The 19,278-nt window shown below is 64.7% G+C and carries 14 protein-coding genes; 9 read left to right on the top strand and 5 right to left on the bottom strand.

Going from position 1 to position 19,278, the window contains the following annotated elements; genetic code table 11:
- Positions 1–319: 319 nt before the first annotated feature.
- A complete protein-coding gene (locus tag QMK22_RS04270) occupies positions 320–1,132 on the bottom strand; it encodes a ParA family protein (protein WP_283496382.1) in 813 nt (270 codons plus the stop codon).
- 77 nt (positions 1,133–1,209) lie between these two features.
- On the opposite strand from QMK22_RS04270, the gene QMK22_RS04265 reads away from it, so the two are divergent.
- The 3 genes from QMK22_RS04265 to def are packed head-to-tail and all read left to right on the top strand — an operon-like array spanning position 1,210 to position 6,616.
- Positions 1,210–4,614: a pyruvate carboxylase gene (locus QMK22_RS04265; protein ID WP_283496381.1), complete on the top strand. Its 3,405-nt coding sequence runs from the start codon at positions 1,210–1,212 to the stop codon at positions 4,612–4,614.
- A 35-nt stretch (positions 4,615–4,649) separates the two neighbouring features.
- Positions 4,650–6,065, top strand: a complete 1,416-nt coding sequence (locus QMK22_RS04260; RefSeq protein WP_283496380.1) for a MinD/ParA family ATP-binding protein — start codon at positions 4,650–4,652, stop codon at positions 6,063–6,065.
- Positions 6,066–6,124: 59 nt separating this feature from the next.
- On the top strand, positions 6,125–6,616 hold the full coding sequence (def, locus tag QMK22_RS04255; RefSeq protein ID WP_283496379.1) for a peptide deformylase: 492 nt from the start codon (positions 6,125–6,127) through the stop codon (positions 6,614–6,616).
- 256 nt (positions 6,617–6,872) lie between these two features.
- Here the strand turns inward: def and QMK22_RS04250 are convergent, their stop codons facing one another.
- Positions 6,873–8,705: an AMP-dependent synthetase/ligase gene (locus tag QMK22_RS04250; protein WP_283496378.1), complete on the bottom strand. Its 1,833-nt coding sequence runs from the start codon at positions 8,703–8,705 to the stop codon at positions 6,873–6,875.
- Positions 8,706–8,877: 172 nt separating this feature from the next.
- On the opposite strand from QMK22_RS04250, the gene QMK22_RS04245 reads away from it, so the two are divergent.
- The 3 genes from QMK22_RS04245 (at position 8,878) to QMK22_RS04235 (ending at position 12,080) form a co-directional block, all read left to right on the top strand.
- Positions 8,878–9,822, top strand: a complete 945-nt coding sequence (locus QMK22_RS04245; RefSeq protein WP_283496377.1) for an ROK family glucokinase — start codon at positions 8,878–8,880, stop codon at positions 9,820–9,822.
- Between the two features lie 91 nt (positions 9,823–9,913).
- On the top strand, positions 9,914–10,603 hold the full coding sequence (locus QMK22_RS04240; protein WP_283496376.1) for a lysophospholipid acyltransferase family protein: 690 nt from the start codon (positions 9,914–9,916) through the stop codon (positions 10,601–10,603).
- 106 nt (positions 10,604–10,709) lie between these two features.
- Positions 10,710–12,080, top strand: a complete 1,371-nt coding sequence (locus QMK22_RS04235; protein ID WP_283496375.1) for a class II 3-deoxy-7-phosphoheptulonate synthase — start codon at positions 10,710–10,712, stop codon at positions 12,078–12,080.
- 793 nt (positions 12,081–12,873) lie between these two features.
- On the opposite strand, the gene pknB is transcribed toward QMK22_RS04235, so the two are convergent.
- Entirely contained in the window at positions 12,874–14,844 is a 1,971-nt protein-coding gene (pknB, locus tag QMK22_RS04230) for a Stk1 family PASTA domain-containing Ser/Thr kinase (protein ID WP_283496374.1), read from the bottom strand.
- Positions 14,845–14,953: 109 nt separating this feature from the next.
- A complete protein-coding gene (locus tag QMK22_RS04225; protein WP_283496373.1) occupies positions 14,954–16,213 on the bottom strand; it encodes a lytic transglycosylase in 1,260 nt (419 codons plus the stop codon).
- Between the two features lie 210 nt (positions 16,214–16,423).
- Here QMK22_RS04225 and QMK22_RS04220 point away from each other — a divergent pair, with 210 nt between their 5' ends.
- On the top strand, positions 16,424–16,765 hold the full coding sequence (locus tag QMK22_RS04220; protein WP_283496372.1) for an Rv2175c family DNA-binding protein: 342 nt from the start codon (positions 16,424–16,426) through the stop codon (positions 16,763–16,765).
- An 81-nt stretch (positions 16,766–16,846) separates the two neighbouring features.
- Here QMK22_RS04220 and QMK22_RS04215 read toward each other — a convergent pair whose 3' ends face one another.
- Positions 16,847–17,983, bottom strand: a complete 1,137-nt coding sequence (locus tag QMK22_RS04215; protein ID WP_283496371.1) for a polyprenyl synthetase family protein — start codon at positions 17,981–17,983, stop codon at positions 16,847–16,849.
- A 105-nt stretch (positions 17,984–18,088) separates the two neighbouring features.
- On the opposite strand from QMK22_RS04215, the gene QMK22_RS04210 reads away from it, so the two are divergent.
- Both QMK22_RS04210 and mraZ read left to right on the top strand, forming a co-directional pair.
- Entirely contained in the window at positions 18,089–18,466 is a 378-nt protein-coding gene (locus tag QMK22_RS04210) for an SCO2097 family morphological protein (RefSeq protein WP_283496370.1), read from the top strand.
- Positions 18,467–18,841: 375 nt separating this feature from the next.
- Positions 18,842–19,273 (top strand): division/cell wall cluster transcriptional repressor MraZ, encoded by a 432-nt coding sequence (gene mraZ, locus QMK22_RS04205; protein WP_092110083.1) that lies wholly within the window; start codon positions 18,842–18,844, stop codon positions 19,271–19,273.
- Positions 19,274–19,278 lie beyond the last annotated feature (5 nt).

Genomic DNA, 19,278 nt, shown 5'->3' with positions numbered 1-19,278 from the left:
CCCGCCCGCACGCGAGGGGACAGCTTCGGCCCCTTGGGACGGGTTCATGGGGCCGAATGCGGCATCTCGCGAAGATCATGGGGCCGAATGCGGCATCTCGCCGGCGCGAGCAGCGGCACGGCCCGTAGACCTACCGGAAGGTCGAACGCTTCAACCGCACCTCCAAGCCGGGTGCGCCTACCGGCAGGTACTCACCGGCAGTGCTGAACGCACCCACGCTCTTGACCTGTGGCTCAGCTACTACAACACTGACCGCGTCCACACGGGCATTGGACCATCCCGCGCCAGCGAGTGTCACCGATCTGATGGCGGGGTACAGCTAATTCGCGGGAACCTCGGCGTACTCGCCGATGCGTGCCGTGCGCAGCACGCGGTCAAGCAGCTGGTCAAAGTAGCCGGCCATTTCGAGTGCACTGTCACCGGGCCAGATGTGCAGGGGCTTCGCAGCGCCCTGAGCCTGCTGCAGCGACGTGCGCTCCGGCAATTGCGGGCTGAGCACGAGCGGGCCGAACATGTCACGGAGTTCTTTGATGCGAAACTGGTGCTCGAGCGAAGCCGAGCGGGCGCGGTTTACGATGATGCCGAGCGGCTGCAGGCGCGGGCTGAGACCACGCCGAATCTCTTCGATCGCACGCAGGGCGCGGTCGGCAGCAGCGACGGAGAACAGTCCGGGCTCGGTAACAACGGCAACGCGGTCGCTGGCGGCCCACGCGGTGCGAGTGAGCGCATTGAGTGAGGGGGCGCAGTCGATGAGCACGAGCTCATAGTCTTTCTCGATCGTGGAGAGCGCTTCTTCGAGTTTCCAGATGTCGCGGATGCTCGGATGCGGTCCGTCGAAATTGATCGCCGACGGGCTGCCGATCATGACATCGATGGTGCCGGGACGGTTGCGGGTCCACCCGCTCGGGGCGATCGCCGCGCGCACGGTCTTTTCTTTGGGCGAACCGAGAACATCGGCGACGTTGAGGTGACCCGCGACCTGGATATCCATGCCGGTGGACACGTCGGACTGTGGATCAAGATCCACAACGAGTGTTCGCACGCCACGGGCGAAGGCGGCAGAAGCCAGACCAAGGGTCACCGTGGTCTTGCCAACGCCGCCCTTAAGGGAACTTACGCTTAGTACGTGCATGTGTGTCAACGTTACCTTGGCTAGTGTTAGAGAACCTAACCGTTAGCTGTGCGCCCCGCCGCCCTCGAAAGGCTTGCATGTTTGAAAAGATTCTTGTTGCCAACCGCGGAGAGATCGCGATCCGTGCCATGCGTGCGGCTTACGAGCTCGGAGCCAAGACGGTGGCGGTGTTCCCGTTCGAAGACCGCAACTCCTTGCACCGCTTGAAAGCGGACGAGGCCTATCAGATCGGTGAGGTCGGCCATCCGGTTCGGGCTTACCTCGATGTGAGCGAAATTATTCGAGTCGCCAAGGAATGCGGCGCCGACGCCATCTATCCCGGCTACGGTTTTCTATCGGAGAACCCCGAGCTGGCCGACGCTGCTGCGGCTGCCGGAATCACGTTCATCGGCCCGGGCGCCGACGTGCTGGAGATGGCCGGCAATAAGGTCACCGCGAAGGAACACGCCATCGCGGCCGGTGTTCCCGTGTTGAAATCGACGCAGCCATCCACCGACGTGGAGCTGATGATCAGCCAGGCCGATGAAATCGGTTTTCCCATCTTCGCCAAGGCCGTTGCCGGTGGCGGTGGACGTGGCATGCGTCGCGTGGCCAAGAAGAGCGAACTGCGTGGAGCGCTCGAAGAGGCCATGCGGGAAGCGAACAGCGCTTTCGGCGACCCGACAATGTTCCTGGAGGCCGCGGTGCTTCGCCCCCGGCACATTGAGGTGCAGATTCTGGCGGATGCCTCCGGCGAGACCGTGCACCTGTTCGAGCGGGACTGCTCTGTGCAGCGTCGTCACCAAAAGGTCATTGAGATCGCACCGGCACCGAACCTGAGCGATGAGATTCGGGTGCAGCTCTACGCCGACGCGATCAAATTCGCCCGGTCGATCGGTTATGTCAACGCCGGCACGGTGGAGTTTCTGCTCGACACCGTCGGTGAACGTGCCGGGCAGCACGTGTTCATTGAAATGAACCCGCGTATTCAGGTAGAACACACCGTGACCGAAGAGGTCACCGACGTCGACCTCGTGCAGGCCCAGATTCGAATCGCAGCGGGGGAGACCCTCGGGCAGATCGGTCTGACCCAGGGCGAGATCCGCCTGCGCGGCGCCGCCCTGCAGTGCCGGATCACGACCGAAGACCCCGCGGCCGGGTTTCGGCCCGACACCGGCAAGATCACCACGTATCGCTCTCCCGGTGGCGCCGGCATCCGCCTGGACGGTGGCACGATTAACCCGGGCGCGCAGATCAGCCCGCACTTCGACTCGATGCTGGCCAAGCTCACCTGCCGTGGGCGTGACTACGCGTCCGCCGTCGTGCGGTCCAAGCGCGCGCTGGCGGAGTTCCGCATTCGCGGCGTCTCCACCAACATCTCCTTTCTGCAGGCCGTGCTCGACGACCCGGACTTCGCGGCCGGAGACCTGAGCACCTCCTTCATCGACGAACGCCCGGAGCTTCTGCGTGGCCGCGAGTCGAAAGACCGCGGAACGAAGATTCTCAACTGGCTCGCCGAGGTCACCGTCAACCAGCCCAACGGCGTGCCGCCGACCACCGTGCACCCACGCGACAAGCTGCCGCAGCTCGACGTAACCCAGCCGGCGCCCGACGGCTCACGCCAAAAGCTGCAGCTGCTCGGCCCGACCAAATTCGCGGCTGATCTGCGCGCCCAGACCGCGCTGGCCGTGACCGACACGACCTTCCGTGATGCCCACCAGTCGCTACTCGCGACCCGCGTGCGCACCAAGGATCTCGTCGCCGTGGCGCCGTATGTCTCCCGGTTGACGCCGCAGCTGCTCTCCGTTGAGGCCTGGGGCGGCGCCACCTACGACGTGGCGCTGCGTTTTCTTGGCGAAGACCCGTGGGATCGCCTCGCCGCACTGCGCGAGGCGCTGCCCAACATCAACCTGCAGATGCTGCTGCGCGGTCGCAACACGGTCGGCTACACGCCGTACCCGACGGAGGTCACCGACGCATTCGTGCGTGAGGCAACCGCTACCGGCGTTGACATCTTCCGCATTTTCGACGCACTCAACGACGTGTCGCAGATGCGCCCGGCCATCGACGCGGTCCTGAACACCGGCACCGCCGTCGCCGAGGTGGCCGTCTGCTACACCGGCGACCTGCTCGACCCGGCGGAGAAGCTCTACACGCTGGACTACTACCTGCACCTGGCCGACCAGATCGTGGAGAGTGGTGCCCACGTGATCGGCATCAAGGACATGGCCGGACTTCTCCGGCCGAGTGCCGCCGAGAAACTCGTGAGCGCTTTTCGTGAACGGTTCGATCTGCCCGTACACGTGCACACCCACGACACTCCGGGGGGCCAGCTCGCCACGCTGCTCGCTGCAGCGCGCGCCGGCGCCGACGCTGTCGACGTGGCCTCCGCACCGATGGCCGGCACGACCAGCCAGCCGTCGGCATCCTCTCTCGTAGCAGCCCTCGCCCACACCGAGCGGGACACCGGTATTTCGCTCAAGGCCATGACCGACCTGGAACCGTATTGGGAGGCCGTGCGCACCCTGTACACCCCGTTCGAATCGGGGCTGTCCGCGCCGACCGGCCGGGTCTACTCACATGAGATTCCCGGTGGCCAGCTCTCGAACCTGCGCACCCAGGCGGTCGCGCTCGGGCTGGCCGACCACTTCGAACTGATCGAAGACATGTACACCGCCGCGAACACCATCCTCGGCCGGGTGCCCAAGGTCACTCCATCGTCGAAGGTCGTCGGTGACCTCGCACTCTACCTCGCCGCGGTGAAAGCCGACCCGGCCGACTTCGAGGCGAACCCGGACAAGTACGACGTGCCCGACTCTGTGATCGGCTTCATGGCCGGCGAGCTGGGCGACCTGCCGGGCGGCTGGCCGGAACCCTTCCGCACCAAGGTGCTCGCCGGGCGCAACGTGCGCGTCGGGATCACCGAGATCACCGAGGGGGAGCGCAGCGCGCTGAACGCCACGAGCGCCGAACGTCGGGCCATGCTCAACCAACTGTTGTTCCCGGCGCCCACCCGCCAGTTTGAACAGGTCAAGGAGAGCTACGGTGACCTGTCGGTCATCGACACCGTCGACTATCTTTACGGCCTGCAGCAGGGCCAGGAACACGCCGTCGAAATCGCCAAGGGTGTGCGCCTGTACGTGGGCCTGGAAGCGATCGGTGAAGCCGACGACAAGGGCATGCGCACCGTTATGACCATTCTCAACGGCCAGTTGCGCCCCGTGTTCGTGCGTGACAACAGCATTACCGTGCAGACCAAAATTGCTGAGAAGGCGGATGCCAACCTGCCCGGCGAGATCGCAGCGCCCTTCTCCGGCGTGGTCACCCTGCAGGTGGAGGAAGGCACCCAGGTTGAAGCCGGCCAGAGCGTCGCCTCCATCGAAGCCATGAAAATGGAAGCGGCAATCACCTCGCCGATATCGGGAACCATCGAACGCGTCGCCATTCCGCTCACCCAGCAGGTCGACGCCGGCGATCTGCTCGTGGTGGTGCGTCCGCGCTAAGATGGGGGCCGTTGTCGACCAGTTGAGGATAAATCGTGCCAGACAAAAGTACTGACGACCCGGGCATGCCCGCACGCCCGGTGTCCGCCGCCGCCAAGCGTACCCGCGACGAGAACCGCGGTGGCGACGGGCGCGGTGGCGACGGGCGCGGTGACGACGGCCGCGGTGAGGACCACCACGGTGATGACTACCACAGTGAGCTGCCACCGCACACGATCGACAACCTCGCTGCCTCGCTGCCCGAAAGCCTGAGCGTACCGGTCGCCGTACCGGCAGCGCCCCGCCGGGCGGTTGCGGGCTCCGGCCGATCCCACGCCGGTTCCCGCGCCGACACCGCTATGCAGACCACCCGGGTGGTGTCGACCCCGGCCACGCACACCGTCGAAATCAGCACGCCCGCGCCGGCCCGGGCAGCCCGTGCCAGCTCGGCCGTCGAATCCCTGTCGAAAACGGATGCCGCCACAACCGTTCGGCGCGACCGCACCCGTTCCGACAGCAGCACCGCACCCGAATCGGCGTCCATGCTGACCTCTGATCGTCTGCTCGCGGTCAACCGCAAAACGCGCAAGCCGCCGCGGGGTACCTGGCCGGAATTCGTTTATATGATGACGCTCCACCTGGTGAATCTCGGTGACTCGGCCAAGGTACAGGCGTACAAGGAGATGGACGAGCGAATTCGCCGTCAGTTCGAGGGTGGCACCCGGTTTGTGCCGATCCTCACGCGCAAGGGCGGCGTCGGCAAGACCACCGTCACCACGCTGCTCGGCATGGCCTTGGCTGATGCCCGCGACGATCGCATCATCGCCATCGATGCCAACCCGGACCGCGGAACCTTGTCGGAGCGGGTCAGTAAACAGACCCGCTCGACCGTGCGCGACGTTGTCTCCAAGGCCGCGTCGATCGGCAACTTCACCGATTTCTCCTCGCTCGTCTCCCGCGACGAAACTCGCCTCGACATTCTCGCCTCAGACACCGACCCGCTGCTCTCCGAAGCCTTTGACGAGAACGATTACAACGTCGTCGCCGACCTCGCCGCCCGGTACTATTCCATTGCGCTCACCGACTGCGGCACCGGAATCGTGCACTCGGTCATGCGGGCCACCCTGCAGCGTGCCGACTCCATCGTGATCGTCTCCGGCGGAAGCGTTGACGAGGCCCGTTTGGCTTCAGAAACACTCACCTGGCTGGAAGCGAACGGCTACGGCGACCTGGTGAGCAACGCGGTTGTCGCGCTCAATACGGCGACCCAGGGCACCAACCTGGTGCGGCTCGAAGAGATCGAGTCACACTTTCGGTCCCGGGTGCGCGAAATCGTGCGCATTCCCTACGATCCGCAGCTCGCCGCCGGCAGCGTGGTGTCGTACAAAGACCTCAAGCCGATCACGCGCCTGGCCGCACGCACGCTCGCCGAGCTCGTCGTCGAGGGTCTGCCCGCAGACCGCAGCCTGTAGCGAGTCCAGGCCCTACTCGCTCACTTTGTCCGCTACCCGCCTTACCGAGGAGTTTCACCGTGCCTGAACGTCAGATCCGACTATTTGGAGATCCGGTGTTGAAGACCGTCTCTGACCCCATCATCGAGATCGACGATCGGGTGCGGGGCCTGGTGCAGGATCTGGTCGACAGCGTGGGTTTGCCGGGCCGAGCCGGGGTAGCCGCCTCGCAGATCGGGGTGAATCTGCGGGCCTTCAGCTACAACGTTGACGGTGTTATCGGTTACATTCTCAACCCCACCGTCGTGGAGCTCTCCGGCGAACCCGACCTGGTTGAAGAGGGCTGCTTGTCGGTTCCGGGACTGTGGTACCCGACCAAGCGTTATCCCTTCGCCAGGGTCGCCGGTATCGACCTCGACGGCAACCCGGTGGAGCTCTCCGGCGACGGCCTCATGGCCCAGGCCCTGCAGCATGAAACCGACCACCTCGACGGCTTTCTCTACATCGATCGACTCGACAAGGAAAACCGGCGCGCGGCGATGAAAGAGATCCGCGAGTCCACCTGGTTCTAGTGCAGTCGGAGCCTCATGCATTGGTTCACGCCCCCGCACGGGCGGAGCCTCGTGCGTCCCCTGTAACGTGAGGGCACGGGCGGAGCGTTTCGCGGAGTTGCGAGTTTTGAGGTCGTCTGGGCGGGTCCGAACGCACCTCTCGGATCCGCCCAGACGACCTCAATGTTTGAGCGGGGAGCGGAATGCTCTGCCCGGGCCCGCCTCTGCCCGGGCCCGCCTCAGGCCGCCTCAGCCAGCCCCAGGCCGGCACCGCAAACTACTCGCGCAGCGAGATACCCTCGGTGGCCGGCGCATTGGAATACATGGTCGCGATCTCGTCGGCGAAGTCGCGCATGATGATGTTGCGTTTGATGCTCATCTTCGGCGTCAAATGTCCGCTCTCCTCGGTGAGTTCAATCGGCAGCAGCGTGAATTTGCGAATTGATTCCGCCCGTGACACGCCCTCATTGGCGTGGTCGACCGCGCGCTGAATCTCCGCGAGCACGGCTTTGTTGACGGATGCCTGCGCGAGCGACATGCCGGCATCCTCTTGGTTGTTGTTCAGCCACACCGGCAGCATGTCGGGGTCCAGGGTGATGAGCGCGCCGATGAAGGGCTTCTGGTCGCCGACGACGATGACCTGACCGATCAACGGATTCGCTCGAATCGGGTCCTCCAACGCCGCCGGAGCCACATTCTTGCCGGCGGCCGTGACGATGATCTCTTTTTTGCGTCCGGTGATGGTGAGGAAGCCCTCGTCATCAAAGACGCCGATGTCGCCCGTCTTGAACCAGCCGTCGTCGAAGGCATCGGCCGTGGCCTGCGGGTTGTTCCAATATTCCTTGAAGACGTTGACGCCCTGCACCTCGATCTCGCCGTCGTCCATGACCCGCACCGACACGCCGGGTAGCGGCGGTCCGACGGTGCCGATTTTGGCACGGGTCGCCAGACCCACGGTGGCCGGTGCGGTCGTTTCGGTCAGGCCGTAGCCCTCCAGAATGACAATGCCAAGGCTCTTGAAGAAGTGGCCGAGGTGGGCACCGAGCGGTGCGGAACCCGAAACCGCATAGACGACTTTGCCGCCCATGGCGGTGCGCAGCTTGCTGTAGACGAGCTTGTCGAACAGGGCGAACTTGATCTTCATGCCCAGAGGAATCGTTGAGCCGGCCTGCTCGAGCTTGGAATGCTCAACCGCCACGTGCGCGGCCGCGTCGAAGATCTTGCCCTTGCCGCCGGTGATCGCTTTCTGCTGGGCCGAGTTATAGACCTTTTCGAACACTCGCGGCACGGCCAGCAGGAAGGTCGGCTGAAAGCTGCCCAGTGCGGGCAGGAGCGTCTTGGTGTCCGCCTGATGTCCCACCCGCACGCCGGCGTGCACGCACAGCACCGAGATGAAACGAGCAAACACGTGAGCGGTGGTGATGAAGAGCAGGGTTGAAGCGCCCCCGGGGGCAACCAAGACCTCCTTGAGTGCGACCGCGGCATTGCGGCTGGTTTCGAGAAAGTTTGCGTGGGTGAGCACACAGCCCTTGGGCTTGCCGGTCGACCCGGACGTGTAGATGAGGGTGGCAATGTCGTCGCCGACAGCGAGGTTACGGCGGCGGTCGATCTCCGCATCGGTCACCTTAGCTCCACCGGCGACCAGCTTGTCGAGGTCGCCCAGATCGATCTGCCAGACCGAACGGATGTCCGCGAGTTCCGGATGCACCTCGTCGAAGCGTGCAAAGTGATCGGCGGTTTCGACGATGACGGCGATGGCGCCCGAGTCGCTGAGATTCCATTGCACCTGGCTGGGCGAGCTGGTCTCGTAGACGGGAACCAGAACCGCGCCGGCAAACCAAACCGCAAAGTCAATCAGGGTCCACTCGTAGCGGGTCTTGCAGATCAGCCCGATTTTGTCGCCCGGCTCGATGCCGGCGGCGACGAGACCCTTAGCCAGAGCCACCACTTGCGTGTGGAACTCCTGCGTGGTGACGGGGAGCCATCGGCCGCCCCTGGGCAACGAAAACAGCACGAGTTCTGGAGTCGCGGCGAGGCGTTCCATGAGCAGGTCGGTGACATTGGCGCCAGGGTCGGCGGCAACGACGGCAGGCATATCGAACTGTTTCACGGCAACTCCTTTGGTACCGGCTGAACGCAGTAACTGCTCGGCTACCAAATTTCTGCAGTGAGCGGGTGTTTCGTGCAGCGGCAAACTGGTTTACTACACTCTAGATGGTGTCGGGCATCAGCATCGGCGTCTCCACCCAACCATCTGATCGCCCCGAACGAAAGGTGCCTTCATGCACGCCATAGGTATCGATATCGGGGGCACCAAGATTGCCGGGGCGCTCGTCGACGAGGCGGGCAGCATCATCCGTTCTGATCGGCAGCCGACCACGCCGAGTAACCCGGGCGAGATCGAAGACACGGTCGTGGCGATGATCCTCGCCCTGTCCGAAGGTACTGACGTCGTCGCGGCGGGAGTCGCCGCGGCCGGTTTCATCGACTCCGCCCAATCGACCGTGTACTACGCACCCAATATCAGCTGGCGTAATGAGCCGTTCCGCGACAAGCTCGAGGCTCGGCTCGACCTGCCGATCATTATCGAGAACGATGCCAACGCCGCCGGTTGGGCTGAATTCCGCTTCGGCGCCGGCCGGGACTATTCCGATATGGTCACCTTGACCATCGGCACGGGAGTCGGTGGGGCCATTGTTACCGGTAATTCCCTGTTCCGCGGCGGTTTCGGGGCCGGAGCCGAGCTGGGCCACCTGCGGTTTGTACCCGATGGCCTGCCGTGCGGCTGCGGGGCCTACGGCTGTCTGGAACAGTACGGTTCCGGTCGGGCGTTGCTGCGCATCGCCAACGAATTTGCGGATGCCGGCGGCATCGGCCTCGGTCTGGCCGCCGCCCGCGAGCGACGTGGCAAGCTCACCGGCAAAGAGGTGGGACGACTGATTCAAGACGGTGACGGTGGGGCCCTCGCTGCCCTGCGCCAGCTCGGCAGCACCCTGGGGCAGGCCTGCGCGAGCCTCGGCGCGGTGCTCGACCCGCAGGTTTTCGTGTTCGGTGGGGGAGTAGCCGCCGCCGGCGAGCTGCTGCTGGAGCCGATCCGTGCGGCCTACCTCGACTATCTGCCCGCCCGCGGCTACCACCCGGAGGCCGAATTTGCCATTGCCCAACTCGTCAACGACGCGGGAGTCGTCGGAGCGGCCGACCTCGCCCGACTGCACGCGGTGCGCTGACCCAAGGCGCGGCAATGGGTGCGGCGGCGCGCGGCATCCGCTGTGCTGCGGCGGGCGCACTAAGCTTTCGTAGTCGGATAAAGGAGTGCGAATGTTCTATTGGATTATGAAGAACATCGTCATCGGCCCGCTGCTGCTCTCGCTGTTTCGCCCGTGGGTTATCGGCCTGGAGAACATTCCGAAGACCGGTCCGGTGATTCTGGCCAGCAACCACCTGTCGTTTATTGATTCGGTTTTTCTCCCGCTCGTCGTGCCGCGCCGCGTGGCATTTCTGGCCAAAAGCGACTATTTCACCGGCAAGGGCCTCAAAGGCTGGGCAACCCGGCAGTTTCTGACCGCGGCCGGACAACTGCCCATCGACCGATCCGGCGGCAAGGCCTCGGAAGACTCGCTCAATACCGGCCTGCGGGTGCTCGGCGAAGGCCGCATCCTCGGCATCTACCCGGAGGGCACGCGCAGCCCCGACGCCCGCCTGTATCGCGGCCGGACCGGTGTAGCCCGGATGGTGCTGGAATCGGGTGTCACGGTCATTCCGGTGGCCATGATCGATACCGAGAAGGCCATGCCGACCGGAACCCGGGTTCCGCAGGTGCGTCGGATCGGCATCGTCATTGGCGAACCCCTCGACTTCACCCGGTTTCACGGCATGGAGGGCGACCGGTTTGTACTGCGCAGCGTTACCGACGAGCTCATGTATGAGCTGCAGCGACTCAGCACGCAGGAGTACGTCGACGTCTACGCCTCCTCGGTCAAAGAAAAGCGGGCCAGCCTTTCGCGATAGGCTCTTTGATGTGCTGTTTGCGCCGATTAGCGTCGTGGGTGCAGCACCTCGTCCATTTCAGGCCGGAGACCGTTGCCGGTCCAGTAGAGAAAACAGGAACCATCCCGTGGTAGACCCCACCGAGCCCATTGTTGCCGCAGAAGCCTCTGTTATCACGGGTTTGGACCACTGGCGTACGCTGCCGATCAAGCAGCAACCGACCTGGCCCGACGCCGACAAGGTAGCCGCAGCATCCGCTGAACTGGCCACCCAGCCGCCGCTCGTCTTCGCCGGTGAGGTGGATATCCTGCGCGACCGACTCGCTCAGGCCGCCGGGGGCGATGGCTTTCTGCTGCAGGGCGGCGACTGCGCCGAGACGTTCAGCGGCGCCACGGCCGACCAGATTCGTAATCGGGTCAAGACCGTGCTGCAGATGGCCGTCGTGCTCACCTACGGTGCGTCGATGCCTGTCATCAAAATGGGCCGCATGGCCGGACAGTTCGCTAAGCCCCGCTCGAGCGATTTCGAGACTCGCGGCGACGTGACGCTGCCGGCCTACCGCGGCGACATCGTCAACGGCTACCCGTTCACCCCCGAATCGCGCGAAGCCGACCCTGACCGACTGGTCACGGCGTACCACACCTCCGCGTCCACCCTCAATCTCATTCGTGCCTTCACGCAGGGTGGCTTCGCTGACCTGCGCCAGGTGCACAGCTGGAACCAGGGCTTCGCTGCGAACCCGGCCAATGTGCGCTACGAGGGACTGGCCAAGGACATTGACCGGGCCATCAAGTTCATGATCGCCTGCGGCGCTGACTTCGAAGCCATGCGCCGCACCGAGTTCTACACCAGCCATGAGGGCTTGCTGATGGATTACGAGCGTCCGATGACGCGCATCGACTCGCGCACGGGAACGCCGTACAACACCTCGGCCCACTTCATTTGGATCGGGGAACGCACCCGCGACCTCGACGGCGCCCACGTTGACTTCCTGTCGCGGGTGCGCAACCCGATCGGTGTCAAGCTCGGCCCGGCGACGAAGGTCGACGACATGCTGCGCCTGGTCGACAAGCTCGACCCGAACCGCGAGCCCGGCCGCCTGACCTTCATCACCCGGATGGGTGCCGGCAAGGTGCGCGACGCCCTGCCTCCGCTGCTGGAAGCCATCAAGGCCAGTGACGCCATGCCGCTCTGGGTCGCCGACCCGATGCACGGCAACGGCGTCACCACGCCCACCGGGTACAAGACGCGTCGGTTCGACGACGTCGTCGACGAGGTCAAGGGCTTCTTCGAGGCGCACCGCGCCGTGGGGACGCACCCCGGTGGAATCCACGTTGAGCTCACCGGCGACGACGTCACCGAGTGCATGGGTGGCTCCGAGCACATCGACGAGGCCGCCCTGGCGACCCGCTACGAGTCGCTCTGCGACCCGCGCCTGAACCACATGCAGTCCCTCGAGCTCGCCTTCCTGGTGGCCGAGGAGCTCGCCGCCCGCTAGCGTACCGCTCCCTCGCGCCCCCGCGCCGCACTTCTGTCCGGGTCCCATTTCTGCCCGGGCCCGGGCCCGGCAACTGGGCCCGTGATAGATCATGGGCCCAGTTGCATAAGGTGGGCCCGGGGTGCGCGCGTGTGGGCTGGAGTGGGTGTGGTGCGTGGCGGCAGCGGCGCGGCATCCGCTGGTCACATTTTTGTCCGGGCCCGGGCCCGGAAACTGGGCCGGTGATGGATCATGGGCCCGGTTGCACAAGGTGGGCCCGAGCAAGGGACATGTGCAGAATCGTGCGGGTGGATGCTGCTGCGCGGCAATTGCGGCAGTTGCGGCAGTGCGCGCGAGTTGCGCGAGTGCGCGGGAGTTTGAACAACGCGGCCGAGCCGAAGGCGCGCGCGGCGCGGGAGCTGCGCCAATGCGCGGGAGCTGTGGCCTGGCCTGAAGTCCCGCGCTGCACGTCGCGCGGGACCTCCGCCGGTGCGCTCGAGTTTCGCCTCCCGCGCAGCGGCGCAAGTGCCGCGCGACGTGAAATCGGTTGCTCCGGCGGGACGAAGCACCGAGTGTCCGCCAACCTGGCCGAATTGCCGGTGATCTGTGCTGCCCCCGTATGTGGCCGCGTCTCGCGGTGCGCGGGGGTAGAAGCGGCGTATCCGCTGATCTTATGTCTTTCCGGGCCCGGGCCCGGAAAGTGGGCCCGCGATAGATCATGGGCCCGGTTGCATAAGGTGGGCCGGGCCGGGCCGGGCCGGGGCCGGGGCAGAGGCCGGGGCCGGGGCAGGCGCAGAGGCCGGGATTCTGGCAGCTAGAACTGGGGCGTCAACGCGATCGAACTGCCCTTGGGCAAAGACGTTCCCGCAACCGGGTCGGTCGCAGCGACCTTGAGGAGTGCCGCCGGAACGAGATCGGCGCCCGGGTTGTAGGTGAGCTTGAACCCGAGATTGGTCAGGGCATCTTTGCCGTCGCTCCAGGACATACCGACCACGTTGGGCACGATGACCGGCTCGGGGCCGCGGGAGATGACCAGGGTGAGGGTGGCTCCCTCACGGATGGCGCCCTCCGGCACCTGGGCGGTGATGACGTCGCCCTTGGCTACGGTGTCATTGAAGGTCTGCTCTCCGGACACGACGAGCAGATTTTTGCCGGCCAGAATGTCCGTGGCGGCGGCGACGGTCTTGCCGTCGACGTTGGGGATAGGCCCGAGCGAGACGACGAGGTTGACCGTGAGCCCTTCGAAGTAGTCGCCGCCGGCGGAGACATCGGTGCCGTCGCTTTCTTTGCTCGCGGAAATGACGGAGCCCTCCGGCACGTCGCCGTTGAAGATCGGGTCGATGCTGCCGACCAGTGCGTTCAGGTTGGCGATGGCAGCGGATGCTTCCGCCTGCGTCGTACCGGCCAACGCGGGCAGCGTGATGGGTTGTAAGCCTTGGGAGACAATGACCGTGACCGTGCTGTCCATCGGAACGCGGCTGCCGGCATCCGGATCGGTGCCGATGACGAGCCCCTCGGCAATCGTGGCACTGAACGCACCGCCGAGCTCGGGTTTCAGGCCGAGCTCGGTCAATTGCGAGGAAGCGGTGTCGGGGGAGGCGGATGCGAAGTCGGGCAGCATTACGTCCGATCCCGGTCCGGAGCCGAAATACCAGCCGGTTCCACCGAAGATGGCGGCCAATATGATCACGAGGGCGAACAACCAGAAGCCCCGACGCTTGCGCTTGCCGGCTTTCTTGCTCAGCAGGTCGCCGCTGTCCGGCGGGCCGACTGGGCCGGTGCCGACCGGGTGGATGCCCAGCAGAGTCGCTGCGGGAGGTTTCGTGGGCGTGAGCCTGGCGCCGAGAACCTGGGTCTCAGCATCGGCCAGCGCGTTGGCGCCGGTGCGCATATTGGCGGGCAGCACCATGGTTGACTGCATGGCCAGCTCCTGGGTGCCGCCGCGCACGAGTGCACTCACATCGTGCAGCTGGTCGAGCATGACCCGTGCGTCACGAGGACGTTCTTCGGGATCGCGTGCGGTGGCCCAGAGCACGAGCTCGTCGAGTTCGCGGGGAACGTCGGCAACCTTGCTGCTCGGCATGGGCACCGTGTCGTTGGCGTGCTGGTACGCGATCTGCATGGGTGCTTCGCCCACGTAGGGCTGATCGCCCGTGAGCATTTCGAACGTCATGATGCCCAGGGCATAAATGTCACTGCGGGCATCCGCGATGCCGCGGGTGACAAGTTCGGGGGAGAGATAGGCGATGGTGCCGAGGAGGGCCTGACCGGTAGCCGTGTTGTTGTTGACCGCGCGGGCGAGACCGAAGTCGCTGATTTTGATACGACCGTCGTCGGCGAGCAGCACGTTTTCCGGCTTGACGTCGCGATGCACGATGCCAGCCTTATGGGCGGCCGCGAGCCCGCTGAGCACCGCCTCGAGAATGTCGAGGGTCTGCTCCGGGGTGAGTCGGCCGTAGTCCTTGAGCAGGTCTCGGAGGGTGATCCCCGGCAGGTATTCCATGACGAGGTAGGCCATATCGTCGTCCTGGCCTTGGTCAAAGACGTTCACGACGTTGGGGTGCGCCAGCCGGGCGGCCGATCGTGCCTCCTGGATGAACCGAATCTTGAAGGCGCTGTCGTCGGCGAGATGACCGTGCATGATCTTGATCGCGACGCGACGTTCCAGCCGCAGATCGGTGGCGAGGTAGACCGTGGCCATGCCGCCGCGCGCGATCCGCGAGCGCACTTGATATCGGCCGTCTATTAGACGGCCGATCAACGGGTCGGTCGAGGGAACGCTCACTACTTGATTCTAGGGAATACGGCGGCGGCACCCGCGCGCGGCGCGCAGGAGCGGGCATCCTGGTGGGGCAGAACCGGGCACGGTTGCCGTGATCGGACCGGCACCTCGGCTACCCGATTTCGTTGAGCCAGGCCTGCGCCGATGTTTCCCACTTCGCGTAGTAGTCGGGGTAAGCCGATATTTGCACGGCCTGGGCAGCCTGGGTCACGGTCATCGCTTCCCAGCCGGAGATATCGAGCAAACCGCGAGTTACCTGAGGGTTCGGGTTGCTCGCGCCGCCGAAAAAGGCCAAGGTGGCCCGGGTCGGATCCAAGACTTGCTCCGGGGTGCCCCAGCCTGCGCTGGGCCGCTGCTGGAACAGACCGAGGGAATCCCGGTCGCCGTACTGAACATTGCGGAGCCCCGATTCCTGGGCCGCTGCGGCCAGCGCCACGACGAGTCCGGCATCGCTCACTCCGGCACCGCGGCCAACCGAGACGATCGTTTGGGCGTTCTGCCGCATTTCACTGGACAGCGGGGTCACCACGCCCGCCGTAGCGGAAGTGATGGGCGTGGCCGGCGCAGCGGATGTCGGAACGGACGTCGGCGCTGCGGACGAGGGCAAGACCAGGATCTGCCCGGGGTAGATGATGCTCGACCAACCGAGGCCATTGGCGTCGAGCACGGCTTGCACGCTCACCCCGGCAGCGCCGGCGACGGTGCTGATGGTTTCGCCAGACGCGATGGTGTGACTTGCGGCGGCGGCCACCGGTGCTACGAAGACGGCCGTTTCCATGGCGGGAGCGTGGGTGAGCAGCACCACTTGACCGGGAAAAATGACGCTGCTTGCGGTCAAACCATTGGCACCGAGAACGTCGGAGGTGTTCAGGCCGTGAGCGGTGGCAATGCCGCTAATGGTGTCGCCGTTCTGCACGGTGTACTCACTGGGCGCACTGTCAGCGGATGCGGGGGATGCGTTGGGTGCGACCGCTGCCGGCGACTGGGTCAGGGTTAAAACCTGGCCGGCGAAGATGAGGGCCTGGGAATCCAGACCGTTCTGGGCCAGCACTGCGGCAGTCGACAGTCCGAAGCGCGCGGCGATGCCGCTGACGGTGTCTCCGTCTGCGACCTCGTACTGGGCCGGCGCGATCTGCACGGCGGCGGTGACCGCAACTGTCGCTGCTGCCGCAGTGTTCTCGGCCAGCTTCGATTTAATCGGCTTCTTGGCCGGGGCCTGGGCCTGAGCGGGCGCGGCCATGCTGAGACTGATGGCGAGCGTGCTGACCAGCACAATGGGCACGGTCAGCAATGCCGGACGAGAACGCAGCGCGCTCGGTTTTCTGGCGGCGAACGCTGCCGCATCCGTCGTGCTCGTGTTGACCTTGGTCATGCTGCTCCGTTCGCTGTGCGCATCGCTGGACGCACTCGCTGATTGTGTACAGAAAACTCGTGCAGCAGCGTGCGCCACAACGATCCCTACTGCGAGGTTTCCACAATAATGGGGGGTAGTCAATTAAACGGGCAGCTCGAATTGGCACTGATCATGATAAAAGGCAGCCGAAGGTTTTGCCGCGGCGGCGAATCGTGGGAAGCTAAACGCGTGAGTGACGTGTCTTCAGAGCCCGAGTGGCTTACTATTCCTGCCCTTGTCAACCTGCTCGGACTGAGCCAGAGCCGCGTGCGGCACCTGATCGACGACAAGTACCTGCTGGCTATCCGGCGGGACAACGTCGTATCGGTCCCATCGCTTTTTCTGCGTGACGGTGCCCCCGTACCCGAACTCCGAGGAACCCTGTTTGTGTTGGCCGATGACGGCTTCACGGACATGCAGGCCATGACCTGGCTGCTCGAGGTTGACGACAGCCTCGGAGTTGCACCGATCGAAGCCCTCCGGGCCGGCCGCAAGGCCGAAGTGCGTCGGGTCGCTCAGGCTCTCGCCTAACCGGCTTGCGCCGCACCGGCGCCCGAACCGGCCCGCCCGAACTGGCCGCCTGAACTGGCCGCCTGAACCGGTGTCCTGCGCTCAGGAGGCTCGGCGCGTCACACGTTCGGTCAGATCCCGCAATTTCTGACGTGCCACGGCGCTGATCGGCGCGGTCTCCAGCGCCACCAGCGCCTCGGCCACCTGCGACTCGATGAGGCGTTCCACGCGGTCGACGGCGCCGCTGGCCGTGATCAGATGTTGTAACGCTTGGATCTGAGCCTGGTCGAGCGCGGGATTACCGAGCTGAGCGTCGAGCGAGGCTCGAGAAACGTCGTCCAGGCCGTCCCGAGCCAGCGCGATCAGGACGGTGCGCTTGCCCTCGGTGAGGTCATCGCCGCTGGGTTTACCGGTCACCGCCGCGTCGCCGAAGACGCCGAGCAAATCGTCACGCAGCTGGTAGGCCATGCCGAGCGGCAGGCCGAACGCGCGCAGGGCGGCGAGCTGGGCCGGGGAGGCGCCGGCCAGCGCAGCCCCGATCACGAGGGGGGCTTGAATGCTGTATTTGGCCGACTTGAAGACAATGACCCGCAGAGCACGGTCCAGCAGCTCGGCCTCGGGCTGGGCGAGCCACGCGCGCTCCTCCAGAATGTCGAGGTACTGCCCGGCGGTGACCTCGGTGCGCATGTGGTTGAACTCGAGTCGAGCTCGTCGGGCTGCGGCCCGGTCGGCCACGCCGTAGAGGCCCTCGTCGAGGAGCTCATCGCTCCAGCCGAGCAGAAGATCGCCCAACAGAATTGCGGATGCCCGCCCGAAAGTGGTGGGGTCACCCGCCCATCCCGCCCGTGCGTGCAAGCTTTCGAACAGTTTGTGGGCGCTCGGAGCACCGCGCCGGGTGTCGGAATTGTCGATGATGTCGTCGTGCACGAGCGCGGCCGCGTGAAAAATCTCCAGGGCGCTGGCAGCGGATACGACGTCGTCGAGTTGCGCTGCTTCCGGCAGGGACGAGAAGTCGGTTTCGGAGCCGGTTTCAGCTGCCGAATCGGGCCGCAGAATGCTCTGCGCACCCCAATAACAGAACTGGGCCCGAAACCGCTTTCCACCGCTGAGAAACTGCCGTGAGAAGTCGATTAGAGGAGTCAGATCGGGGCTGATCAGGGTCACAATTGGATCGCGGGACATGATGAACTCGTCGATGCGAGATTGAACCAAGTCGACCAGGCGTTTGCTTTCATGCACTCGTATAGCCTAGCCATCTCGGCAGGGCTAGAATTGGGTAGTTGGACCGTACCCGGTTCAGATTTGTCAACCTACCCGCTCGATCCCGTTACTGGAGGGAATGAGATGCCGCTTTCGGAACAGGAGCAGCGACTCCTTGAAGAGATGGAGCGCAGCCTCTATCACAACGATGCCGACTTTGTCGCCAGCGTCGGAGCGTCGCGACTTCGCCCGAACTATCGTTCTATCGCGATCGGGGTTCTGCTCGCCGTCGCCGGCATCGTGGCCCTAATTGCGGGCGTAGCCATTGCGCAACTGTGGCTCGGCGTTCTGGGCTTCATCGTGATGTTTGGCGGGGTGCTCATCGCCGTGACACCGGGTAAAGCTATCCGCTCCGTTTCGGGCCCGTCCTCGCCCGGCCGTCGCCCGACGCAGGCCAAGTCCAACCAGGGTTTCATGGACCGCTTGAATGAGCGGTGGGACCGTCGCCAGGACGGTCAGTAACGCTACGGCCAGTACCGCTACGGCCAATGACGCTACGGCCAGTACCGCTACGGCAGTACCGCTATAGCCAGTACCGCTGGAGTCATCCGTGACACCGGGCACTGATATCCACCCCTCCACCGAGGGCTGATAACTCAAGAATTCTTCCGCCTCACAGGGCCGATCATCTGATCGGCCCTTTTTTGTGTCCAAAAACGAGTCGGCAGCATCCATTTGAAGTCCAAGTGCTCCATTTTCCTCCACTGGCAATCTCCAGTGATTCCAAGGTAGTTTGGCTGATTCTTTCCGAAAATTGCTCCGATTTCTTAGGTTGGTGGTTGAAGGTGGAGTAAAGTGGAGCCACACCTGAATCTGGCCGGAAGAAAGGGGTGATGCGTGTTCCTTGGCACCTACGCCCCCCGGCTCGACGAAAAAGGACGCATCATTCTTCCCGCGAAGTTTCGGGACGAGCTCTCCACCGGTGTGGTTATGACACGGGGGCAGGAGCACTGCATCTACGTGTTCAGCACCCGCGAATTCGAAACCCTGCACGACAAGATCCGCCAGGCGCCGGTCACGAGCAAGCAAGCTCGCGACTACCTCCGGGTGTTCTTGTCGGGCGCGAGCTCGGAGACACCGGACAAACAAAACCGCGTCACCATCCCCGGCAACCTCCGCAGCTATGCGGGGCTTGACCGGGAACTGACCGTCATCGGTGCTGGCAGCCGAGTCGAGATTTGGGACAGCGAAGCGTGGGCCACATACCTCGCCGAGCAGGAAACCTCGTACGCCAACACGACGGAGGAGGTGATTCCGGGACTCTTCTAGCCCTT

Origin of the sequence: Cryobacterium sp. PH29-G1 (assembly GCF_030063365.1) — a bacterium.
Lineage (GTDB): Bacteria > Actinomycetota > Actinomycetes > Actinomycetales > Microbacteriaceae > Cryobacterium.
This window is presented reverse-complemented; position numbering and strand designations above follow the sequence as displayed.

Bases quoted from the DNA above. Each gene is read 5' to 3' on its own strand.
- QMK22_RS04270 (WP_283496382.1), bottom strand. From the start codon at position 1,132: ATGCACGTACTAAGCGTAAGTTCCCTTAAGGGCGGCGTTGGCAAGACC.
- QMK22_RS04210 (WP_283496370.1), top strand. From the start codon at position 18,089: ATGCCGCTTTCGGAACAGGAGCAGCGACTCCTTGAAGAGATGGAGCGC.
- QMK22_RS04240 (WP_283496376.1), top strand. From the start codon at position 9,914: ATGTTCTATTGGATTATGAAGAACATCGTCATCGGCCCGCTGCTGCTC.
- QMK22_RS04265 (WP_283496381.1), top strand. From the start codon at position 1,210: ATGTTTGAAAAGATTCTTGTTGCCAACCGCGGAGAGATCGCGATCCGT.
- QMK22_RS04225 (WP_283496373.1), bottom strand. From the start codon at position 16,213: ATGACCAAGGTCAACACGAGCACGACGGATGCGGCAGCGTTCGCCGCC.
- QMK22_RS04245 (WP_283496377.1), top strand. From the start codon at position 8,878: ATGCACGCCATAGGTATCGATATCGGGGGCACCAAGATTGCCGGGGCG.